Below are 21,878 nucleotides of genomic sequence, written 5' to 3' on the forward strand. Positions count from 1 at the left end.
GAACGACCCTATCGGAATTCGCCTGCGGACGCGTCGCGGGCGACGACGATTCAGGGAGTCCGACCATCACGACCTCGGGGTCGTTCCGCGGCCCGCCTGCGCATCCTCAGGGCGTGCCAGACGTAGTCGAGTCCGGTGACGATCGTCACCGCCACCGCGGCGTACAGGATCCACATTGCGACGTCGTAGGCGATGCCCTGCAGCGGCAGCACCAGCAGACCGAGGGCGACGGACTGCAGCATGGTCTTGAGCTTCCCGCCCTTGCTGGCCGCGATGACGCCGTGCCGGATCACCCAGAACCGCAGCAGGGTGACCCCCACCTCCCGGGCCAGGATCACGACGGTGATCCACCACGGGACGACGCCGAGCACCGACAGACTGAGCAGCGCGGCACCGATCAGCGCCTTGTCGGCGATCGGATCGGCGAGTTTCCCGAAATCGGTGACCAGCCCCCACGACCGCGCGATGCTGCCGTCGAGCCGATCGGTGATCGCGGCCACGGCGAAGATCACGAACGCCCCGATCCGCCACGACGCGGAGGTCCCGTCGTCGACGAAGAACACCACCACGAACACCGGGACCAGGATGATCCGGAAGACGGTGAGAGCATTCGCCACGTTCACCAGGGGCGCCGTCTGAACGGGCGGCTGCGCGGGGGGAACGGGTTCGGTCACCCGGACAGCCTATCGACACGCGGTGCCGGGTGCGTCGAGGGGCACGCCGCCGGTGAGGTGTTCGCACCGCGGGACGAGCCGACTATCCTGGTCTGTCATGTCCACGACGCATCCGACCGAGTCCACCTCCGAGGTCTCCGAGGTGACGGTGCGCCGTGCCCGCACGTCCGACGTCCTCCGGATCAAAGAACTCATCGACGTCTACGCGGGCAAGATCCTGCTGGGCAAGAACCTGGTGACCCTGTACGAGTCCATCCAGGAGTTCTGGGTCGCCGAGAGCGACGGCCGGGTGCTCGGATGCGGTGCCCTGCACGTGATGTGGTCCGATCTGGGCGAGGTGCGCACCGTCGCCGTCGACCCGGCCGCGTCCGGGCGCGGGGTCGGTCACCGTCTCGTCGCGCAGCTGCTCGACGTCGCCCGGGAACTGGAGCTCAAGCGCGTGTTCGTCCTCACCTTCGAGGTGGAGTTCTTCGCCCGCCACGGCTTCGCCGAGATCGAGGGCACCCCGGTGACCCACGAGGTCTACGAGCAGATGTGCCGCTCGTACGACACCGGGGTCGCCGAGTTCCTCGACCTGAGCTTCGTGAAACCGAACACGCTCGGCAACACCCGCATGCTCGCCCACCTCTGAGCGCCCGACCGCTCTGAGCGCGCATCGTTCTGGGCGCACCCGGCCGTCGTACCCGGCGAGTAGGCTGCCGACCATGCCGAACTACGCCGTGGAGTACACCTACGACCCCGACCTCGCCGACCTGCGCACCGAGCACCGCCCGGTGCACCGCGCGTGGCTGGCCGAGGCCTACGACGCCGGGGACGTCCTGGCCGTGGGCGCCTACCTCGACGGCAGCGGCGCCCTGCTCGTCGTGCGGGCCGACGACGAGGAGGCCGCCGCCGCGCTCCTGGCGAAGGATCCGTTCGCGACCGTCGGGGCGATCGCCGACACCCGGATCAGGGAGTGGATGAACTTCCGCGGGCCTTTCGGCGACGACTGACCAGCAGACTCGCCACGGTGGTGAGCACCAGGGTGCCGCCGATCACCGCGAGGCTCAGGCCGGTGGAGATCGCCGGGACCGCCACGTGCTCGCCGCCGTTGACGAACGGCAGTTCGTTCTCGTGCAGGGCGTGCAGCACCAGCTTGACGCCGATGAAGCCCAGGATGAACGAGAGGCCGTAGGAGAGGTAGATCAGCTTGTCGAGCAGACCGCCGATCAGGAAGTACAGCTGCCGCAGACCCATCAGCGCGAACGCGTTGGCGGCGAAGACCAGGTAGGGCTCCTGCGTGAGGCCGTAGATCGCCGGGATCGAGTCCAGGGCGAACAGGACGTCGGTGAAACCGATCACGATCAGCACCAGCAGCAGCGGCGTCGCCATCCGCCTGCCGTCGATCCTGGTGAGGAGCCTGTCGCCGTCGTAGACATCGGTGGTGCGCAGGAAGCGCTTGGCGAACCGCTCGATCCGGCCCTCGCGTTCCCGTTCGTGCTCGACGGGTTCACCGCTCTCCCGGACCAGGTTGACCGCGGTGAGGATCAGGAACAGGCCGAACAGGTAGAAGACCCAGCTGAACGCCGAGATCGCGGCGGCGCCGACGGCGATGAATCCCGCGCGCAGCACCAGCGCCATCACGATGCCCATCAGCAGCACCTTCTGCTGATGGATCCGCGGCACCATGAATCTGGTCATGATGATCACGAAGACGAAGAGGTTGTCGACCGACAACGCCTTCTCCGTCACGTAGCCGGCGTAGTACTCGCCAGCGAAGGCACCGCCCCACCGCCACCAGACGACACCGCCGAAGAGCACGGCGAGGACGACGTAGACGACGGTCCAGAATCCGGACTCGCGCAGCGTCGGTTCGTGCGGCACCCGCACGTGTGAGAAGAAATCGAAGACGAAGAGTCCGGCGATCACCAGAACGGTGAGCGTCCAGACCAGAGCAGAGACCTCCACGGTCGAACCTCCAGCGCGCAACACAAGGGAAGCGATGCCGGAGGTCTCTCCCGTCCGCGGCGCGGACCGACGTCCCGGCGGCGACGCTCACGGTGTGATCGGCACGCCGCGTGTCGTCGTCGCGTATTGACGGGGTCGTCGTCGGGGGGATACTCCCCTCCTGATCGTGCCGACCATGATACCCACGACGCCCGAGTGCGCGACCCGGACGCCGCGGGGAGGATCAGAACGGCGGCGGCTCGTCCTCGCTCTCCGGTTCCCCGCCGCCGGTGATCGACGCGATCACCCCGGCCAGGTCCTCCGGTTTCACCAGCACCTCGCGGGCCTTGCTGCCCTCGCTCGGCCCCACCACCCCGCGGGTCTCCATCAGATCCATCAGGCGACCGGCCTTGGCGAAGCCGACGCGGAGTTTGCGCTGCAGCATCGACGTCGAACCGAACTGGCTGGAGACGACGAGTTCGATCGCCTGCAGCAGATCGTCGAGGTCGTTGCCGATGTCGGCGTCGACGTCCTTCTTGTCGCCCGCCTTCGCCGCGGTGACGCCTTCGACGAACTCCGGCTCGGACTGCTCCCGCGCGAACTCGACGACGGCGTTGATCTCCTCGTCGGTGATGAACGCGCCCTGCATGCGGATCGGCTTGTTGGCGCCCATCGGCATGAACAGGCCGTCGCCCATGCCGATCAGCTTCTCGGCGCCGGGCTGGTCCAGGATCACGCGCGAGTCGGTCAGCGACGACGTCGCGAACGCCAGCCGCGAGGGCACGTTGGTCTTGATCAGACCGGTCACCACGTCCACCGACGGACGCTGGGTGGCCAGGACCAGGTGGATGCCCGCCGCCCGCGCCTTCTGCGTGATGCGCACGATCGCCTCCTCGACGTCGCGCGGAGCGGTCATCATCAGGTCCGCGAGCTCGTCGACGACGGCCAGGATGTACGGGTACGGCTTGTACTCGCGCTCCGAGCCGAGCGGCGTGCTGATCTCGCCGGAGACGACCTTGGCGTTGAAGTCGTTGATGTGCCGGACGCGGGAGGCCTTCATGTCCTGGTAGCGCTGCTCCATCTCCTCGACCAGCCAGGCGAGCGCGGCGGCGGCCTTCTTGGGTTCGGTGATGATCGGCGTGATCAGGTGCGGGACGCCCTCGTACGGGGTGAGCTCGACCATCTTCGGGTCGATCAGGATCAGGCGGACCTCTTCGGGCCTGGCCCGGGTGAGCAGCGAGACCAGCATCGAGTTGACGAAGCTCGACTTGCCCGAGCCGGTGGAGCCGGCCACCAGCAGGTGCGGCATCTTGGCGAGGTTCGCGCTGACGAAGTCGCCTTCGATGTCCTTGCCCAGACCGATCACCATCGGGTGCGGATCGGCGGCGGTCTCCGGATCGTTGAGGACGTCGGCCAGTCGGACCATCTCGCGGTCGGCGTTGGGCACCTCGATGCCGACGGCGGACTTGCCCGGGATCGGGGCCAGCAGACGCACGTTGTCGGTGGCCACCGCGTAGGCGATGTTGCGCTGCAGCTGGGTGATCTTCTCCACCTTCACCGCCGGGCCGAGCTCCACCTCGTAGCGGGTCACGGTGGGCCCGCGGGTGTAGCCGGTCACCGCGGCGTCGACCTTGAACTGTTCGAGCACGCCGTTGAGGCGGTCGATCATGTCGTCGTTGGTCGAGGTCCCGAGTCTGGGCGGGTCGCCGTCGACCAGCAGCGAGGTCGGCGGCAGCTGGTACTCCCCTTCCGCCGTGGCCCGGACCGGGGGCGTCGGCGCGGGTTTCGGCACGGCGGGCCGCACCGCATCCGCCCCGGCGGCGGGACGGTCGACGGCGACGGGCCAGGACCGGGCGGGAGCGTCGTCGCGGTCGGCGGACGCGGCCGGTTTCCGGCGCGTCGGCGCCGGGCGAGATCGCGGCGCCGCCGGGGCGACGGCCTCCGGCAGCGGCGGAAGATCCGGCAGCGGCGAGGGCGGGTCGGGCAGATCCGGCAGTGCCGGCGGGGTCGCCGGGGGGCCGAGCGCATCGGTCGCGTGCCCGCCGGCCGGGGCGTCCAGGAGCGGCTCGGTGAACAGATCCGCCATGTGCGCGTCGCGGTCGGCGCCCGCCGTGGGGCGGGCGGGCCGCCGGGCCGGGCGGTCGGCCGGGTCCTGGACGGGGCGACGCGGCGTGCGCGCCGAGGCACGACGGTCCGCCGAGCCTCGGCGGCGCTCGTCGGGCGGGTAGTTGTCGTACGGGTCGCCGTAATCGGGATCGGCGTCCGGTTCGTCCGCGAGTCGCGCCGTGCGGGCCCGTCGACCGGCGCGCGGCGCCGGATCCGGTTCGGGCTCGTCGTACGCGTCGTAGGCGTCCATGCCGTCGTACTCGGATTCGTCGTACTCGCCGTCCGCGTACTCGTCGTCCGCGTATCCGTCGTCGTAGTAGGCGTCCTCGTCGTACTCCTCGTCGTCGTAGCGGTAGGCGCCCAGGCCGAGGTAGGCCGCGAGTCCGTCGGCCAGTTCGCGCACGGTCCGGCCGCTCAGCGCGACGAGACCGGCCACGCCGCAGAGCACGAAGACCGGCACCGACAGCCAGAGGGTGATCGCCTGGGTGAGCGGCGACGCGATCACGTAGCCCAGGAAGCCCGCCGACTCCGGGCGTTCGGCGGCCGCGGTGGGGGCTCCGGTCACCAGGTGCGCCAGGCCGAGGACCGACAGGGTGAGGAGCAGCGCCCCGCCGACGTTCCGCGCGCGGCGCGACGGATTGGCGCCTGTGCGCATCAGGACGACGGCGAGAGCGAGCAGCACCACCGGCAGCACGTAGCCGAGCGAGCCGATCACGGCGCGGATGAGGACTTCGACGAAGGCGCCGGCCGCACCGGGCACCCCGAACCAGAATCCCGCGACGATCACGACGGCGAGCAGCGTCAACGCCAGGGCCGCACCGTCGCGGCGCGGTGAGCGCACATGCTCGATCACGTAGTCGGGATCCTCCGGATCCACCTGGGGCCGCAACCCGACCCGGGCCACACTGCCCAGTCCCCGGGCGCTCAGGTTCCAGGCGCCCGAGATGCCCTTCCCCAGCCCCTTGCCGACCGCGCCGACCGTGGACGGCTGCCGGTGCAGCTCCTGTGATCGGTTGGTCCGGGCCGGAGCCCGGCGCCCGCGCGAGCCGGACGCGGCGGCCCGGGTCCCCCCGCGGCCCGCCTTGTTCCCCGAATTCGCCCGGGTCCCGGATGCGGCGCGCTTTCCGGAGGTCGAGCGGGTGCCGCCGCTTGCGCGTGCGGAGGTGCCGCGGGTGGTCGTCTTGCCTGCGCGGGCCGAGGATCCGGTGTTGCGACCGGATCCGGACGCGCGACTGCGCGTGCTTGCCTGAGAAGCCATGAAGACAAGCCTAGTGCCTTTGCTTCACTCCAGTAACATCCACAACAGCGCGCGTCGGGTCGTCGTGTCGCATTCGTGACCGACCATGTGGGACACACCACAGCATCGTCCGGCGGACGTCGCCGGACGGCCGAGGATCACGCGTGGTCGTCGCCCCCGGCCACCTCGAGCACCGTGGGCACGATCATCGGGCGGCGACGGTAGGTCTGCGCCACCCAACGGCCGACCACGCGGCGGACGCCCTGGGCGATCCGGTGCGCATCGGTGACGCCCTCGTTGGCCAGTTCTTCCAGCGCCTTGTCCACCAGGTCCGCGGCCTCCGAGAGCGCCTTCGGATCGTCGGAGAAACCGCGCCCGGAGATCTGCGGGCGGCTCACCGCGCGACCGGTGTGCTCGTCGACGGCGACGGTGATGGCGATGAAACCACCCTCCCCCAGCACCAGCCGATCGGAGAGGGTGGAGTCGCCGACGTCGCCGACCGAGAGGCCGTCGACGTAGACGAACCCGACCGGGACCTTGCCGGAGATGCGCGCCCGGCCGTCGATCAGGTCGACGGTGACGCCGTCCTCGGCCAGCACGATGCGGTCCGACGGCACGCCGGTGGCCTCGGCCAGCGCGGCGTTGGCGCGCAGATGCCGCCACTCGCCGTGCACCGGCATCGCGTTGGACGGACGCACCGCGTTGTACAGGTACAGCAGTTCACCCGCCGAGGCGTGTCCGGAGACGTGCACCTTGGCGCTGGCCTGCGTGATCACCGTCGCGCCCCGCTTAGCGAGGCCGTTGACCACCGCGAACACCGAGTTCTCGTTGCCCGGGATCAACGACGACGCCAGGACCACCAGGTCGTCGGCGCGGATGTTGATCTGCCGGTGCTCGCCGCGGGCCATCCGGGACAGCGCCGACAGCGGCTCGCCCTGACTGCCGGTGGTGATCAGCACCAGCTTGTCGTCGGGCAGGGTGGCGGCGGTGTCGATGTTCACCTCGACGCCCTCGGGCACCGACAGGTAGCCCAGGTCCTGCGCGATCTGCATGTTGCGGACCATCGAGCGGCCGACGAAGCTGATCCGGCGCCCGTGCCGGTGGGCGACGTCGACGATCTGCTGGATCCGATGCACGTGGCTGGCGAACGACGCGACGATCACCCGCTGGCGCGCCTTGCCGATCACGGTGTCGAGCACGCCGCCGATCTCGCGTTCGGGTGTGACGAAGCCGGGGACCTCGGCGTTGGTCGAGTCCACCAGGAACAGGTCGACGCCCTCGTCGCCGAGCCGGGAGAAGCCGGCCAGGTCGGTGAGGCGCTTGTCCAGCGGCAGCTGATCGAGCTTGATGTCGCCGGTGTGCAGGATCAGCCCCGCCGAGGTGCGGATGGCCACCGCGAGCGCGTCCGGGATGGAGTGGTTCACGGCGAAGAACTCGCAGTCGAACGGGCCGTACGGCTGCCGGTCGCCCTCGCGGACCTCGATCAGCCGGGGACGCAGCCGGTGCTCACGGCACTTGGCGGCGACCAGGGCCAGGGTGAACTTCGATCCGACGACGGGGATGTCGGCGCGCATCTTGAGCAGGAACGGCACCGCGCCGATGTGATCCTCGTGACCGTGGGTCAGCACGATCGCGTCGATCTCGGCGACCCGGTCCTCGATGTACCGGAAGTCCGGGAGGATCAGGTCGACACCCGGCTGCTGGTCTTCGGGGAACAGCACGCCGCAGTCGACGATGAGCATCCGGCCGTCGAACTCGAAGACCGTCATGTTGCGGCCGATCTCGCCGATGCCGCCGAGCGCCACGATCCGCATGCCGCCCTCGACCAGCTTCGGCGGCGTATTGAGCCGGTCGATCAGGTCGGCGGTGATGCCGACGCCGGTGGCCGCCTCGGCCACGGGATCGGTCTTCGGCGTCTTCTTGGCGGCGGACTGCTCCGCGGGCGGTCCGGCCGGTCGGCGGGAGGAACGACGACGCTGCGATCCGGCCATCAGGAGATCACCTCCGCCTGACGCAGCAGCGCGGCGATCGCCTCGACCTGCTCCGGATCGGCGGGCACCTGCGGGAGCCGGGGGTCGCCGACGTCCAGGCCGGTCAGCCGCAGCGCGGTCTTGACCATGGTCACGCCGCCGACCAGCGACATCGCGTCGACCAGCGGCGCCATCGAATCGGCGAGAGCGTTCGCGGTGGTCAGATCGGCGGCGTCGACCGCCGCGCGCAGCGCCTTCAGACGGTCGGGCACCAGATGTCCGACGACGCTGACGACGCCGGTGGCGCCGACGCTCATCCACGGCAGGTTGATGCCGTCGTCGCCGCTGAAGTACTGCAGGTCGGTGCGGGCCATCACCTTGCGGCCCTCGTGCAGGTCGCCCTTGGCGTCCTTGACGGCCTTGATGTTCGGGTGCGCGGCGAGTTCGACGATGGTGTCGGTCTCGATGGGCACCACCGACCGCGGCGGGATGTCGTAGAGCATCACCGGCAGATCGGTGGCGTCGGCGACCGTCGTGAAGTGGGCCAGCAGGCCGCGCTGCGGCGGACGCGAGTAGTACGGGGTCACGATCAGCAGGCCGTGCGCGCCGATCTCGGCGGCCTCCCGGCAGCGCGCCACCGTCTCGGCGGTGTCGTAGCTGCCGGCGCCCTGCACCACGCGGGCGCGGTCGCCGACGGCCTCCAGCACCACGCGGAGCACGTCGTTCTTCTCGGTCGGTGTGGTGGTCGGCGACTCGCCGGTCGTCCCGTTCACGACGAGCGCATCGAGTCCCTTGTTCACCAGGTGCTGAGCCAGTTCCGCGGCCTTGTCCAGATCGACCTTCCCTGCACTGTCGAAGGGGGTGACCATGGCGACGGAGGTCGTTCCGAAGGGCGCTGCATCGGGCCCGGTGGCAGGCGAATTCATGCCGCTCAGGCTACCCCAGCCGACCGACGGGTAATCGCTCAGCCCTCGAAGACGAACGGCGACGTGGCGACCTCCGTGCCGTCGGCCAGTTCCCCGATCTCGAAGTCGCCGAAGGCGGTGGGCGCGAGGGCCGCCAGCTGCCGCAGGCATTCCACCGCGAGCTGACGGATCTCGACGTCGGCGTGCTCGGTGGCACGCATGCCGATGAAGTGCCGCCAGGCGCGGTAGTTGCCGGTCACGACGATCCGGGTCTCGGTGGCGTTCGGCAGCACCGAACGCGCCGCCTGCCGCGCCTGCTTCCGTCGCAGGATGGCGTTCGGCACGCCCTCGAACTTCTCCTCCAGGCGGGCCAGCAGCTCGGTGTAGGCCACCCGGCTGGCGTCGGTCGCGGCCAGGAACAGTTCTTCGAGTTCGGCGTCGCCGCGGATGGCGGGCGGCGCCACGACGTTGCCGTCGTGCTCGGGGACGAACCGCTGGGACAGCTGCGAGTAGGAGAAGTGACGATGCCGGATGAGTTCGTGCGTGCACGACCGCGAGATGCCGGTGATGTAGAAGGTGGCGTTGGCGTGCTCGAACAGCGAGGTGTGTCCCACCTCCAGCACGTGGCGCAGGTAGCCGGCGTTGCTCGCGGTGCGCGGATTCGGCTTGTCCCAGCTCTCGTAGCAGGCCCGGCCGGCGAACTCGATCAGCGCCTCACCGCCGTCGGCGTCGGTCGACCACGGCACGTCCGGTGCCTCGAACGTGGTCGAGGCGACCAGTTGCACGGTGAGGGGGACCAACTCGGACACTCGGTGCTCCACTTTCTTCTGCCGGGCCGGGACTCGGCGACGACTCGGACGAATCACCCGGGCGCGACGGCGCTGACTGTTCTCGGGCTCATCGTCCACCCCCGCCCGGACGACGACGAGAGCAGCCCCTCCGAGGTCCGCGCCCCGCCCCGCCGCACCCGTCGGCCTCGCCCGGATCCGAGGGAAGGGCGATCTCGACTCCGCTCGATCAGCGAAGGGGGCTCACCCCCGTTGAGGGGGTTCCTCGGCGGTGATCGGGTTCCCCCTTCGGTGATCGAGCGGAGTCGAGATCAGCCGCGCACGATCGCCGACAGCTTCGCGTGGGTGTCCTCCCAGCCGTGGACCGCGAGGGAGTCGATGCCCAGCTCCATCACCGGGCGGTCGTTGCCGCCCTCGTCCAGGCGGTCGCCGAAGAACAGGATGTCGTCGACGGTCAGGCCGAGGATCTCCATGAGACGACGTGCGCCGTAGGCCTTGTCGATGCCCTTGGCGGTGATGTCGACCGAGGTGGAGCCGCCGCTGCGGACCTCCAGGTCGGCCAGTCGTTCGGCGGCGTAGGCGCGCAGCGACTCCTTCTTGCGGCCGTCCGGATCCCAGGCGGCCTTGGCGTCGACCGGCGCGGCCTGGCCCAGTGCGCTGAACGTGATCTGGCTGCCGCGGTCCTCCAGGATCGGGCCCCAGGTCTGCGTCTCCCAGAGACCGAGTTCCCGGGCGCCCTCCTCGACGACGGCCAGGGCCCGCGACTTCTGGTCGTCGGACAGGTCCTCGGCGTACACCGTGACCCACTCGGGCTCCTCCCAGCGGAGGTAGCGGGTGCCGTTGGTCGGCATCAGGTGCAGATTGCCGCGATGCTCGAACTCGCCGAGGCGATCGAGCACCTGGGTCTGGAACTGGCCCATCTGGCCGCCGGAGATGATGCAGCCCAGGCTCTTGCCGAGCATCTCGCGGAACAGTTCGACCATCTCGTCGCTCATCGCGGTCTTCGACGGCGCGAGGGTGTCGTCGAGGTCGAACATGACGAGCTTGTAGGTCTTGCCGTTGTGCTTCAGTCCGTCTGCCATGAGACGACAGTTTAGTCAGGGCACCCTCACACCGGCCGCGCGGCATCCGGTCCGCGCTACGACGCCACCACCCAGCCGAACGCCTCGGCTTTGGAACGGGCGCCCTGCGCGGCCTTGGAGCGGGACTGTTCGCCGAGTTCGGCGAGCAGGTCCTCCCCGGCCTTCACCAGCGTCCCGAACACCGCGGGCGTCAGATAGTCCGGGCGGGTCGCGAACAGCAGGTCCTCGGTCGCGGTGTTGCCGCTGGCGCCGGGCGCGAACGGGCAGCCGCCCAGTCCGCCGAGGGCGCCGTCGACCATCACGGCGCCGCCCCGATGCGCGGCGAGAGAGTTCGCGACACCCGTCCCCCACGTGTCGTGACCGTGGAAGATCAGCCGACGGTCCCCGGCGAGCGGTGCGACCGCGGCGAAGAGCTCCTCCACCTCGGCCGGGTACGCCTGCCCCAGGGTGTCGGCGAGCACGACGTCGTCGCTGCCCTCGGTGCGCGGGTCGTCGACGATCGCCCGGACCCGGTCGGGGTCCACCGGGCCGTCGAACGGGCAGGTGAACGCCGTGGCGAGGGTGAGCTGGATCCGTCCGCCCGCGGCCTTCGCGATCTCGATCGCGGCGGGCATGGCGGCCAGGCTGTCCTCGGTGAGCCGTCCGATGTTGGCCTTGTTGTGCGCGTCGGACACCGAGAAGCAGTACTGCACGTTCTTCGCGCCGGCGGCCACCGCCTTCTCCACGTGGCGGGGTGTGGCGACCCAGATCCAGCAGCGGTCGAGCTCGTCCGGGGTGAGCGCGGCGACCACGTCCAGGCTGTCGGCCATCGGCGGCACCAGGTCACCGCGGGCCATGGAACCGATCTCGAGTTCGGGGATCCCGGCGGCCAGCAGCGTGCGGACCAGCGCCACCTTGGTCGCGGTGGGCAGCGGTTTGCCGGTGAGCTGCAAGCCGTCGCGCAGGGTCACGTCGCGCAGCGCCGGGCCGCTCACTCCGCGTCCACCCCGTCCTCGTCCGACCCGTCCGCTTCGGAGAGGTAGCGCGCGCGGATCTCCTCGGTGTGCTCGCCGATCTCCGGGCCGAGCGACCGGATCGGCAGCGACTTCCCGCCGAGCACCGGCACCACGCCGGGGAAACCGACGCGCGTCGGGCCGTCGCCCCCGGCGTCGACGTCGAACTCCTGGATCATGTCGCGCGCACGGTACTGCGGATCGGCGACGATGTCGGCCGCGGTGTAGATCGGTCCGGCGGGCACGCCCGCGGCCTCCATCGCGGCGAGCACCTCGTCGCGGGTCCGCTGCGCGGTCCAGGCGCCGATGGCGTCGTCGATCTCGTCGCGCCGGGCCCAGCGGCCGTCGTTGTCGGCCAGGCCGGGGTCGGCGGCCAGGTCGGGCCGGTCGACGGCGTTCATGTACCGCGGCCAGATGCCGTCGGCGTTGCCGGAGATCACCACCGAGAACCCGTCGGCGCACACGTAGGCGTTCGACGGCGCGATCCCCTGCATGCGGCCGCCGGTGCGTTCCCGTCGGACGCCGTACGCGCCGAGGTCCGGGACGAGCGACTCCATCATGGAGAAGATCGCCTCGTGCAGGGCGACGTCGACGATCCGGTCCTCCAACGGCAGCGGTTCGGCCGCCTGTTCCCGACGACGCAGCGCCTCGTAGAGCGCCGTCACCGCGCCGAACGCGCCGTACAGTCCGGCGATCGAGTCGCCGATGGAGACGCCGGTCCGCACGGGCGGCCGGTCGGGGTCGCCGATGAGTTCGCGGAAACCGCCGTAGGCCTCGGCCACCGCGGCGAAGCCCGGCCGCTCCGAATACGGTCCGGTCTGCCCGAACGCGGAGATCCGGACGAAGATCAGCTCCGGGTTGTCGGCGCTGAGCACGTCGGGGCCGATCCCCCACTTCTCGAGCGTGCCGGGGCGGAAGTTCTCCAGCACCACGTCGCACCGGCCGGCGAGGCGCCGGACGTCGTCGCGGCCCTCCTGCGTACGCAGGTCGAGCACCATCGACTTCTTGTTGCGGTTGAGGGTGCGGAAGAGCATGGACGTCTCGCCGGCGTAGAGACGCCAGTTGCGCAGTTCGTCGCCGGTCTCCCGTTCGATCTTGATCACCTCGGCGCCGAAGTCGGCCAGGAGGCGTCCGGTCGACGGCGCGGCGATGTAGTTGCCCAGTTCCAGGACCCGCACGCCCTCGAGCGGCAGACGACGCGACGCGGCGTCGGTCATCGGGTGGCCCCGGGGTGATCGGCGGCGTCGGTGAGACCCAGCGGCTGCAGGACGATACGCACCCCGGTGCCCTTCTCCGACCGCTTGGCGACGGCGGTGCCGGGCCGGTCCACGCCGTCGAGCCGGACCAGGATGGGGCCCGGATCCGGGTAGAAGTTGCGCCACCAGGTCTTCTTGTCGGGCAGCGCGACGCCGACGACGATCTCGTCGTCGGCCTTGCGCTTGTAGTTGACCACCAGATGGTAGGTCTTCCCGCTGCGCCGACCCGTGTAGGTGAGCTCGGCCATCGACCTGCCCAGCAACGCTCCCACGACGGGGGCCTGCAGCAGCGGCGCCACCACCTTGTTCGCCTGTCGGGCGACGTTCTGAAAGGTGTTCACGCGCCCCACCTTAGTGTGATCCCGATCCCTCCGCGAAGCCTCGGCTGCCGTTGAGGGCGAACAGCGCGTCGACCATCCCGATGAAGGCATCGGCGGCCGCGCCCGAAGTGAACTCGGCGATCTCCCGGGGGTCGCCGTCGGGGTTGAGCAGGCCGACCACCTCGCCGTCGGTGCTGGGCACCGCCCACAACCGGTCGGTGCCGGGGCCGGTGATCCGGACGATCGGATCGGGATCGTCGACGACGGCGGTCGGCACCACCCATTCGACGCCGGGATGATCGGTGTCGAGGCCGGCGCCGACTCCGTCGCCGCCGATGCGCAGGTACTCCGGCATCCTGGTCATCCGGGTGACCAGATCGGCGGTGCGCTTGGCCGCTTCCTCATCGAAGGCGACGGCCAGGGAGTCCCATCGCCCCTCGCCGGTCCGGTGGATCACGACGAACTGGTCGTCGCTCCCGACCACCGCCATCTGCGCGCGCGTCTGGTCCGGCAGCACCGCTCCCCACGCCCCGTAGATCTCCATCCCGGCCTCGTCGCTGGCCGCCTCGGCGGTGTCGTTGCTCATCGTGCTCGCTTCAGATCGTGGTCGTCGGTTCGACAAGAACCCTAGATGAGTGATTCCCGATGATCGAACGTTCTCCGACGATCGAGCGTTCCTCGGTGATCGAGCGTCCCTCGGTGATCGAGCGTCCTTCGGTGATCGAGCGGAGTCGAGATCCCCTCGGTGCTCAGACAGCGGTCTCGACTCCGCTCGACCACCGAGATGAAGAGCACCGACCGACGAGAGAACGAAGGAACGACCGATGAAAGATTAGGGACGACCGACGAAAGAATGGAGCGACCGGCGAGGGAGGTCAGGCGTGCCGCCTCCGGCCGGGCTCGGAGCCGGGAGGGTTCAGCGGGTGCAGAACGGCGTCGGGCGGGCCAGGACCGCGGTGATGCACGACGGCAGCTCCTCCGACTCGTCGTGCGGCCGCTCCCGGTACGACGACGGCGTCTCCCCCGCGAGCCGGGTGAACATGCTGCTGAACGACCGGGGTGAGGAGAACCCGACCGCCAGGCACGCCTCGGGGACGTCCGATCCGTCGCGCAGCAGGGCCATCGCGCGTTCCACCCGCCGGGTGACGAGGTACCCGTACGGGGTCTCGCCATAGGCGGCCGCGAACTCTTTGGAGAAGTGCGCCGTCGACATCATCGCCTTGGTCGCCATCGCCGGGACGTCCAGCGGCAGCGCATAGTCGCGGTCCATCAGGTCGCGGGCCCGCCGCAGGTGGTCGAGTGTCTCCGGCGACTGCGGCATCAGGTGTCCTCGTCGATCCGGCCGGCGAGCACGGTGACCGGCCAGCGGATGTGCCGGTATTCGCCGCCCCACACCGGGTAGAGGTCGTCGATCAGCCCGGTCACCAGGTCGCCGACGCCCTGCTTCTCGGCCTTCCGGACCGCCGACCAGCTGTGCAGGTAGCCGGCGAACTCCTCGAGCGTCCAGTCCCGTTCGATGTCGGCGACGGTGATGTCCACCCGCTCGAACGGGAACTCCAGATCCGCGTAACGGTTGTCGACGTGTCGGCGTTCGGGCTCCCAGTACGGTCCCACCTCGTCGGTGTAGAAGCGGTCGAAACGCGCCTGCAGATCGGGTTCCAGTCGTGCCACCCCGTAGGTGACCAGGGCCAGCAGAGCACCGTCGACGGCGATCCGCCGCGCCTCGTCGTAGAACGCCGGGAGGTCGAACCAGTGCGCGGCCTGGGCTGCGGTGATCAGGTCGACGCTGCCGTCGGGCAGGCCGGTCGCCTCCGCCGCGGCCACGCGGTATTCGATCGCCGGACGCGGTGAGGCGTTGGCCAGCTGGTCCGCACTCGGGTCCAGACCGTAGACCTCGTCGAAGTATTCGGCGAGCAATGCGGTGAGGAATCCGGTGCCGCAGCCGACGTCGACCGCACACGCCCGTCCCGGCGCGGCATCGGCCAGTTGCCGCGCGAGTTTCGTCGGATAGCTGGGCCGATGCCGAGCGTAGACATCGCCACCTGCGCTGAACCAGTTCACAAATGCGAACTTACGCCTGTGAGAACGAGTTCGCTCGGCGAGATGAACCCGCCGGGAACATCCGGGCCTATCCGCCGCCGAGCGCGGCGGTCAGGGCGGGCGCGAGGTCGCCGCGCGGCTGCACGACCACGTCGTCGAGTCCGCGCCACGTCGCCGTCGTCCGCAGATCCGCCGCCAGGTCGTGCGCCACCCGACCGATGTCGACGTCGGGTTCGTGATGCGCGGCCAGGACCTGCAGCACCCCGGCCGTGCGGTCCGCCTTGAGGTCGACGCGCGCCGCCAACCGCTCGTCGTGCAGGTACGGCAGCACGTAGTAGCCGTGCACCCGTTTGTGGGCGGGCACGTAGATCTCGATGCGGTAGCGGAAACCGAAGAGCCGTTCGGTGCGCGGCCGGAAGAAGACGACCGGGTCGAACGGGGAGAGCAGCGCCGACCGCGGCACCGCGCGCGGTGTCCGTGCCGCCGTGTGCAGATAGGCCGGTTCGTTCCAGCCCTCGACGCCGACCTCGCGCACCGTGCCGTCGTCGAGCAGATCGCCGAGGACGGCACGCACCTGTGCGGTCTTGAGCCGGTAGTAGTCGGCCAGGTCGGGAAGGGTCGCGATGCCGTGCGCGGCGGCGGCCTTCGCCACGAGTTCCCGGACCGCATCGGTCTCGGCGATCTCCGTCGCACAGCGGTCCGCGCCGAGGACGCGTTCGGCGAGGTCGTAGGCGCGGGTGAAGTTCCGGTCCCGAACCGACGAGAGCGTCCCGGCGGCGAAGAGCGCCTCGCAGACGTGCTTCACCTCGCCGCGCGTCCACCAGCTCCCCTTCTCCGCGGCCGGGCGGTCGATGCCGAGGCGATCCTCGATCTGGCGCGGTGTGCTGGCGCCCGCCTCGGCGATCACCGCGGTGACGTCGTCGACGAGGGCACCGCTGCGGCGCAGCACGTCCCGGGTGTGTCGCCACCGTCCTTCGGCGAACTCCCGCATCCGCCAGCGGAAGAGCGGCCAGTCGTCGACGGGGATCAGGGCCGCCTCGTGCGCCCAGTACTCGGCGAGCAGCCGCGGCGCCCGGGCCGTGTCGCGCCAGGCCGCCCGGTCGAGGAGTTCGTCGTCGTACGGGCCGAGTCGGCTGAACGCGGGCAGATAGTGGGCGCGTGCGAGGACGTTGACCGAGTCCATCTGCAGCAGCCGCGTGCGGCCGAGGACTCGGGCGAAGTGGGTCCGCGTCGGTGTACCGGCGGGCGGCCGATCCGCGAACCCCTGGGCGGCCAGGGCGATCCGGCGGGCCGCGGCCGTCGAGAGGTCAGCGCTCACCGGACGGCCCGACGGTACTCCAGGAAGCGGTAGTGCGTACCGGTGCGCGACCGCCGCCAGTCGGTCGTGGTGACGGCCTGCCAGATCTCCGGGTCGATCGTCGGGGCGAACGCATCGGCGTCGTCGACGTCCGTGTCGATCTCGGTGACGTGCAGACCGGTCGCGTGCGCCATCGCGGCCCGGTAGATCTCGCCGCCGCCGATCACCGACGCCGTCCCGCCGACCAGGTCGAACGCCGCCGCGAGACCGTCGACCACCTCGGCGCCGGCGGCGACGAACCCCGGCGAGCGCGTCAGCACGACGTTGCGCCGACCCGGCAGCGGACGGAACCGCTCGGGCAGCGAATCCCAGGTCTTGCGGCCCATGATCACCGCGCCGTCGCCGGTGACCTCGCGGAAGTGCGCCATGTCCTCGGGCACGTGCCACGGGATGGCGCCGCGGCGACCGATCGCGCCGGACCGGTCCTGCGCCCAGACCAGGACGATCTCCATGTGCGGTTCCCTTCCTCGGCGATCAGGCGTCAGACGGCGACGGGCGCCTTGATCCCCGGATGCGACCGGTAGTCGACCACCCGGACGTCGTCGTAGGTGTAGTCGAAGAGCGAATCGGCCCGGCGGAGTTCGAGTCGCGGGTACGGGTACGGGTCCCGCGAGAGCTGTTCGCGGACCTGGTCGACGTGGTTGTCGTAGACGTGGCAGTCCCCGCCGGTCCAGACGAAGTCGCCCACCGCCAGGCCGGCCTGCTGCGCCATCATGTGCGTGAGCAGGGCGTACGAGGCGATGTTGAACGGCACCCCGAGGAACAGGTCGGCGCTGCGCTGATAGAGCTGGCAGCTGAGTCTGCCGTCGGCGACGTAGAACTGGAACAGCGCGTGGCACGGCGGGAGCGCCATCTGCGCGATCTCCCCGACGTTCCAGGCGGAGACGATGTTGCGCCGCGAGTCCGGGTCGGACCTCAGCAGGTCGAGGGAGGCCTGGATCTGGTCGACGTGCTCACCCGACGGCGTCGGCCAGCTGCGCCACTGCACGCCGTAGACGGGGCCGAGTTCGCCGTCGTCGTCCGCCCACTCGTCCCAGATCGTGACGCCGTGATCCTGGAGCCAGCGCACGTTCGAGTCGCCGCGGAGGAACCACAGGAGTTCGTAGACGATCGACTTGAGATGCACCTTCTTGGTGGTGATCAGCGGGAAGCCCTGCGCGAGGTCGTAGCGGAGTTGCGCACCGAACACGCTGCGCGTTCCCGTCCCGGTCCGGTCGGCCTTGGGCGTGCCGGTCTCCATGACCTGACGCAACAGGTCCTCGTACGGGGTGGGAACGATCGGGGTCACCCGCCCGAGTCTACTGACGGGGAGAACGGTCGACGTTCCGCGGTGACCGTCGGCGCGGCGGCTACGCGGGAAGACGACCTTCGGCGACGTCGAGCACCCACTGATCGGGCTGCTGCCCGCGTTTGCGCGCGATGGTCACCAGGCCTCGGGCCGAGGCTCGACGAGCCTCCGGAGTACGACCGCGCAGGGTGAAATCCGCGTTCTCCCGCTGACGCTGACTCTCAGTGAGATCCACGGCTCGGCCCTCCACGATTCTTGAAATACATCTCGACTATATCGAGTTCACTGCCCGTGACCAGCGACGACATCACGAGCGCATCGAGTGTCTCGATACCCGTCCGCTCCCTCGCGTCATCGTCGGCGAGTGCCATCTCGACCGCCCACTGCCAACGTCGCCACCATTCACTGCGCGCTTCGTACTCGTCACGCCGCGCACGATCCCGTCTCAGCTCGACCCGATCCAGGTGCTCCGATCGTTGTCGCTGCCACAGTGTCGCGATCACACCGATGCTCGCGACCAGCCCGACTGTCAACGTCACCCATTGTTGAGCCCCCATCGACCACTCCCCACTCGATGATCCACCGCCAGTGGATCACCCGGAGACCGCACTGACCAGAGAGGATCGGCGAGAATGTGGACAACCGTCGTCGTCCACAAGCCGCGGCACTCGGCCCTTGCGTCACGCCGTCGACTGTGCAGTGGCTTACGCGGGAAGGCGTCCTTCGGCGACGTCGAGCACCCACCGATCAGGCTCTCGGCCCTGTCGCCGTGCGACCTTCACGAGGATCCTGGCATAGGTCCGACGGATGTCCGGTGTGGAACCGCGCAACGAGTAGCCCGCGTTCGCGCGCTGGCGCTCGCTCTCAGTCAGATCCATGGCTGCTCCACTCGCTCATACGACCGAACACCTCCAATATACCGAGTTCACTCGCGGTGATCAGCGGAGAATCCGCGAGCGCCTCCATCGTCGCCGCACCGGCACCCTCGCGTGCGGGATCGTCTGCCGATGCGAGTTCGACAGCCCATTCCCAGCGTCTCCACCACTCCGCACGTGCCTGCTGTTCGTCGTGCCGCGCTTGCTGTTCGCGAAGCCGCACTCGTTCGGAGGCTCGTTCTCTCCGGTCGAGGTGTTCCGATCGCTGTCGCTGCCACAGTGTCGCGATCACACCGAAGGTCGCCGCCAAGCCGACTGTCGACGTCACCCATTGTTGAGCCCCCATCGACCACTCCCCCACGCTCGGCATTGGGAGAATCATCGAACGGTCCCGGCGACTAGTGCCAGGTGTGTCGGCGAAGTTGTGGATGGACGCGGATCGTCCACAGGCCGCGAGACCTCGCTCTTGCGTCAGGTCGTCAACTGTGCCGCGACGGTCGCACCCAGCTCCCAGCAGGCCTCGAGCTCGGCCCTGGTCGGTTTCGCCGAGACGACGACGTCCTCGGCCGCCTTGACCCAGCCCAGACCGCCCGCGATCGAGTGCACACTCCGCTGCGCGCCCTCGGTGCCCTGGTTGCCGTGCACGAAGAGCCCGTATGGCCGGCCCGTCGTCGAATCCAGGCACGGGTAGTAGACGGTGTCGAAAGCGTGCTTGAGGGCCCCGCTCATGTAGCCGAGGTTGGCCGGCGATCCGAGCAGATACCCGTCGGCTTCGAGCACGTCGACCGGGGAGAGCGTCAGCGCCGCGCGGCGGACCACCTCGACGCCCTCGATCTCGGGGTCGGTGGCGCCGGCGAGCACCGCCTCCAGCATCTCCTGGCAGTGCGGTGACGGTGTGTGGTGAACGATCAGCAGGCGCACGCGTCCACGCTAGCGCAGCCCGGTCGGCGTCCGATGCGATCCACGACCCCGGAGTACGTCTTCCCGACCGGCGGATCCGGTATGCGCGAAATACGCTGTGCCCGCGACTTCCTGGGGTAGTTTCGCGCGGTGACCTGTCCGACGCCGATCGCAAGGAAGTGCCGCCGGTGAATGAACTGGAGCCGTTCGAATACTCCATCGACTGGAGCGCCGCCGCCTGGGATTCACTCCTGTGGATCGCCAAGGCCTGGGCGATCGCAGCGGTCGTCACGATGATCGTGCTGGTGCTGCTGCTGAAGTTCACCGTGTGGGGCCGCCAGTTCTGGCGGGTCACCCGCGGTTACTTCACCGGTCCGGGCAGCGGCCTCATCTGGGTGTGGCTCGCGGTGATCCTGCTGATCGTGATGGCCGGTGTCCGCCTCGACGTGCTGTTCAGTTACCAGGGCAACGACCTCTACTCGTCCATCCAGACCGCGGTGCAGGGGCTCTCGGCCGGCGACGAGAAGGTCAAACAGTCCGGCATGGACGGGTTCTGGACGTCGCTGGGTCGGCTGTTCGTGCTGCTCGCCACCCTCCACGTGATCCGGCAGCTGCTCGATCTGTTCCTGACGCAGCGGTTCATGCTGAACTGGCGCGCCTGGCTCACCGACGAACTGACCGGCGACTGGCTGACCGATCGCGCCTACTACCGGTCCCGGTTCATCGACGACTCGATCGACAACCCCGATCAGCGCATCCAGGCCGACGTCGACGTGTTCACCACGGGCGTCGGACCGGAGACGAACACTCCCGGCTACATCGCCGAGAGCACCCTGCTGTTCGGCGCGATCACCTCGGTCGCCTCGGTGATCGCGTTCACCGAGATCCTGTGGAATCTCTCCGGCGATCTGACGATCCTCGATCTGACGATTCCGCGCGCGATGTTCTGGACCGCGTTCGCGTACGTGGCGATCGCGACGGTCATCGCGTTCTGGATCGGTCGCCCGATCATCCGCCTCGCGTTCCGGAACGAGAAGTACAACGCCGGTTTCCGCTACTCCCTGGTGCGTCTGCGGGATGCGTCCGAGTCGGTGGCGTTCTACCGGGGTGAGAGCGCCGAGCGGGAGCAGCTGCGCGGTCGTTTCGCGCTGATCGTCGCGAACTACAAGAGCTACATCGTCCGCATGCTGGCCTTCAAGGGCTGGAACCTGTCGATGAGCCAGGCGATCGTGCCGATCCCGTGGCTCATCCAGGCGCCGCGGCTGTTCGACGGCCAGATCAAGATGGGCGACGTCACCCAGACCGCGTCGGCGTTCGGCTCCATCGCGGACGGCCTCTCGTTCTTCCGGAACGCCTACGACAGCTTCGCCGGCTGGCGCGCAGCCGTCATCCGTCTGCACGGACTGGTGATCGCCGACGAGCAGAGTCGTGCCCTCCCCGCGCTGGACGTGCAGCCGTCCACCGACGACACGGTCAGCTTGGTCGACGTCGATGTGCGCACGCCCGACGGCGCGCCGCTGGTCACCGACCTGAACCTGTCGCTCCAGCCGGGCGACGCACTGCTGGTGACCGGCCGTTCGGGGTCGGGCAAGACCACGCTGCTGCGCAGTCTCGGCCAGTTGTGGCCGTACACGAGCGGAACCATGGCCCGGCCGGACGGGCTGCGCGACATCCTGTTCATGTCGCAGCTGCCGTACGTACCGCTGGGCGACCTCCGGTCGGTGGTGTCGTACCCGTTCGCGCCCGGCGAGATCGACGACGCCGCGCTCGATGCCGTCCTTCGTCAGGTGTCGCTGCCGCATTCGGGCGGTCCACGGCTGGACGAGGTCCGGGACTGGGCCAAGGTGCTCTCCCCGGGCGAGCAGCAGCGTGTGGCCTTCGCCCGCCTGCTGCTGACCCGCCCGAAGGCGGCGTTCCTGGACGAGGCGACCTCGGCGCTCGACGAAGGCCTCGAATTCCAGATGTACGCCCTGGTCCGCTCCGAACTCCCGGAGACGATCCTGGTGAGCGTCAGCCACCGCAGCACGCTGGAACGGCATCACACCCGGGAGCTGCGTCTGAACGGGATCAAGGGGTCCTGGCGGGTCGGCGACATCGGTGAACTCGGCGACATGAGCCCTGCGCGCTGAACCGCGCGGCACACACCTCGTCGGGAAGCCCCC

Annotated in this window: 23 protein-coding genes; 3 read left to right on the forward strand and 20 right to left on the reverse strand. The window is 69.6% G+C overall.

The features are described 5' to 3' along the window. Positions 1-50: 50 nt before the first annotated feature. Entirely contained in the window at positions 51-674 is a 624-nt protein-coding gene (gene pgsA / locus QM809_RS15220) for a CDP-diacylglycerol--glycerol-3-phosphate 3-phosphatidyltransferase (RefSeq protein WP_415046561.1), read from the reverse strand. 97 nt (positions 675-771) lie between these two features. Here pgsA and QM809_RS15225 point away from each other — a divergent pair, with 97 nt between their 5' ends. After that, positions 772-1,305: an amino-acid N-acetyltransferase gene (locus QM809_RS15225; RefSeq protein WP_415046562.1), complete on the forward strand. Its 534-nt coding sequence runs from the start codon at positions 772-774 to the stop codon at positions 1,303-1,305. 73 nt (positions 1,306-1,378) lie between these two features. Further along, positions 1,379-1,666, forward strand: coding sequence for a YciI family protein (locus QM809_RS15230; protein ID WP_415046563.1), 288 nt, complete (start codon positions 1,379-1,381; stop codon positions 1,664-1,666). On the opposite strand, the gene QM809_RS15235 is transcribed toward QM809_RS15230, so the two are convergent. The 19 genes from QM809_RS15235 to QM809_RS15325 form a co-directional block, all read right to left on the reverse strand. Beyond that, entirely contained in the window at positions 1,623-2,621 is a 999-nt protein-coding gene (locus tag QM809_RS15235) for a TerC family protein (RefSeq protein ID WP_415046564.1), read from the reverse strand. The two genes, QM809_RS15230 and QM809_RS15235, sit on opposite strands and share 44 nt — an antisense overlap. A gap of 223 nt (positions 2,622-2,844) precedes the next feature. Continuing rightward, positions 2,845-5,964 carry a DNA translocase FtsK gene (locus QM809_RS15240; protein ID WP_415046565.1) on the reverse strand — a complete coding sequence of 1,040 codons (3,120 nt, stop codon included), beginning with the start codon at positions 5,962-5,964 and terminating at the stop codon, positions 2,845-2,847. 137 nt (positions 5,965-6,101) lie between these two features. Continuing rightward, entirely contained in the window at positions 6,102-7,934 is a 1,833-nt protein-coding gene (locus QM809_RS15245; protein ID WP_415046566.1) for a ribonuclease J, read from the reverse strand. After that, positions 7,934-8,839 (reverse strand): 4-hydroxy-tetrahydrodipicolinate synthase, encoded by a 906-nt coding sequence (gene dapA / locus QM809_RS15250; protein ID WP_415046567.1) that lies wholly within the window; start codon positions 8,837-8,839, stop codon positions 7,934-7,936. Before dapA ends, QM809_RS15245 begins: the two co-directional genes overlap by 1 nt. Positions 8,840-8,877: 38 nt before the next feature. Next, positions 8,878-9,627, reverse strand: a complete 750-nt coding sequence (gene thyX, locus QM809_RS15255) for an FAD-dependent thymidylate synthase (protein WP_415046568.1) — start codon at positions 9,625-9,627, stop codon at positions 8,878-8,880. A gap of 290 nt (positions 9,628-9,917) precedes the next feature. Further along, positions 9,918-10,688: an HAD-IIB family hydrolase gene (locus QM809_RS15260; protein WP_415046569.1), complete on the reverse strand. Its 771-nt coding sequence runs from the start codon at positions 10,686-10,688 to the stop codon at positions 9,918-9,920. 56 nt (positions 10,689-10,744) lie between these two features. Further along, positions 10,745-11,662: a hydroxymethylglutaryl-CoA lyase gene (locus QM809_RS15265; protein ID WP_415046570.1), complete on the reverse strand. Its 918-nt coding sequence runs from the start codon at positions 11,660-11,662 to the stop codon at positions 10,745-10,747. Next, entirely contained in the window at positions 11,659-12,897 is a 1,239-nt protein-coding gene (locus QM809_RS15270; protein ID WP_415046571.1) for a CaiB/BaiF CoA transferase family protein, read from the reverse strand. The genes QM809_RS15265 and QM809_RS15270 overlap by 4 nt, the downstream gene beginning before the upstream one ends. Then, positions 12,894-13,277 carry a nitroreductase/quinone reductase family protein gene (locus QM809_RS15275; RefSeq protein WP_415046572.1) on the reverse strand — a complete coding sequence of 128 codons (384 nt, stop codon included), beginning with the start codon at positions 13,275-13,277 and terminating at the stop codon, positions 12,894-12,896. Before QM809_RS15275 ends, QM809_RS15270 begins: the two co-directional genes overlap by 4 nt. A gap of 10 nt (positions 13,278-13,287) precedes the next feature. Beyond that, a complete protein-coding gene (locus QM809_RS15280; RefSeq protein WP_415046573.1) occupies positions 13,288-13,842 on the reverse strand; it encodes a hypothetical protein in 555 nt (184 codons plus the stop codon). A gap of 330 nt (positions 13,843-14,172) precedes the next feature. Next, on the reverse strand, positions 14,173-14,577 hold the full coding sequence (locus QM809_RS15285) for a helix-turn-helix domain-containing protein (protein ID WP_415046574.1): 405 nt from the start codon (positions 14,575-14,577) through the stop codon (positions 14,173-14,175). Continuing rightward, entirely contained in the window at positions 14,577-15,317 is a 741-nt protein-coding gene (locus tag QM809_RS15290) for a class I SAM-dependent methyltransferase (protein WP_415046575.1), read from the reverse strand. The genes QM809_RS15285 and QM809_RS15290 overlap by 1 nt, the downstream gene beginning before the upstream one ends. A 67-nt stretch (positions 15,318-15,384) precedes the next feature. Continuing rightward, entirely contained in the window at positions 15,385-16,614 is a 1,230-nt protein-coding gene (locus tag QM809_RS15295) for a winged helix-turn-helix domain-containing protein (RefSeq protein WP_415046576.1), read from the reverse strand. Next, positions 16,611-17,105, reverse strand: coding sequence for a dihydrofolate reductase (locus QM809_RS15300; protein WP_415046577.1), 495 nt, complete (start codon positions 17,103-17,105; stop codon positions 16,611-16,613). The genes QM809_RS15295 and QM809_RS15300 overlap by 4 nt, the downstream gene beginning before the upstream one ends. Before the next feature lie 29 nt (positions 17,106-17,134). Continuing rightward, on the reverse strand, positions 17,135-17,941 hold the full coding sequence (locus QM809_RS15305; RefSeq protein WP_415046578.1) for a thymidylate synthase: 807 nt from the start codon (positions 17,939-17,941) through the stop codon (positions 17,135-17,137). A gap of 61 nt (positions 17,942-18,002) precedes the next feature. Beyond that, positions 18,003-18,176 carry a hypothetical protein gene (locus tag QM809_RS15310; RefSeq protein WP_415046579.1) on the reverse strand — a complete coding sequence of 58 codons (174 nt, stop codon included), beginning with the start codon at positions 18,174-18,176 and terminating at the stop codon, positions 18,003-18,005. Continuing rightward, a complete protein-coding gene (locus tag QM809_RS15315; RefSeq protein ID WP_415046580.1) occupies positions 18,163-18,498 on the reverse strand; it encodes a hypothetical protein in 336 nt (111 codons plus the stop codon). Before QM809_RS15315 ends, QM809_RS15310 begins: the two co-directional genes overlap by 14 nt. A gap of 307 nt (positions 18,499-18,805) precedes the next feature. Next, on the reverse strand, positions 18,806-19,162 hold the full coding sequence (locus QM809_RS15320; protein WP_415046581.1) for a hypothetical protein: 357 nt from the start codon (positions 19,160-19,162) through the stop codon (positions 18,806-18,808). Between the two features lie 125 nt (positions 19,163-19,287). Next, entirely contained in the window at positions 19,288-19,689 is a 402-nt protein-coding gene (locus QM809_RS15325) for a flavodoxin family protein (RefSeq protein ID WP_415047111.1), read from the reverse strand. 224 nt (positions 19,690-19,913) lie between these two features. Between QM809_RS15325 and QM809_RS15330 the strand changes: the two genes are divergently transcribed. Beyond that, positions 19,914-21,845, forward strand: a complete 1,932-nt coding sequence (locus QM809_RS15330; RefSeq protein ID WP_415047112.1) for an ABC transporter ATP-binding protein/permease — start codon at positions 19,914-19,916, stop codon at positions 21,843-21,845. Positions 21,846-21,878: the final 33 nt, after the last annotated feature.

The sequence above is a fragment of the Gordonia sp. (in: high G+C Gram-positive bacteria) genome, assembly GCF_047600385.1.
Lineage (GTDB): Bacteria > Actinomycetota > Actinomycetes > Mycobacteriales > Mycobacteriaceae > Gordonia.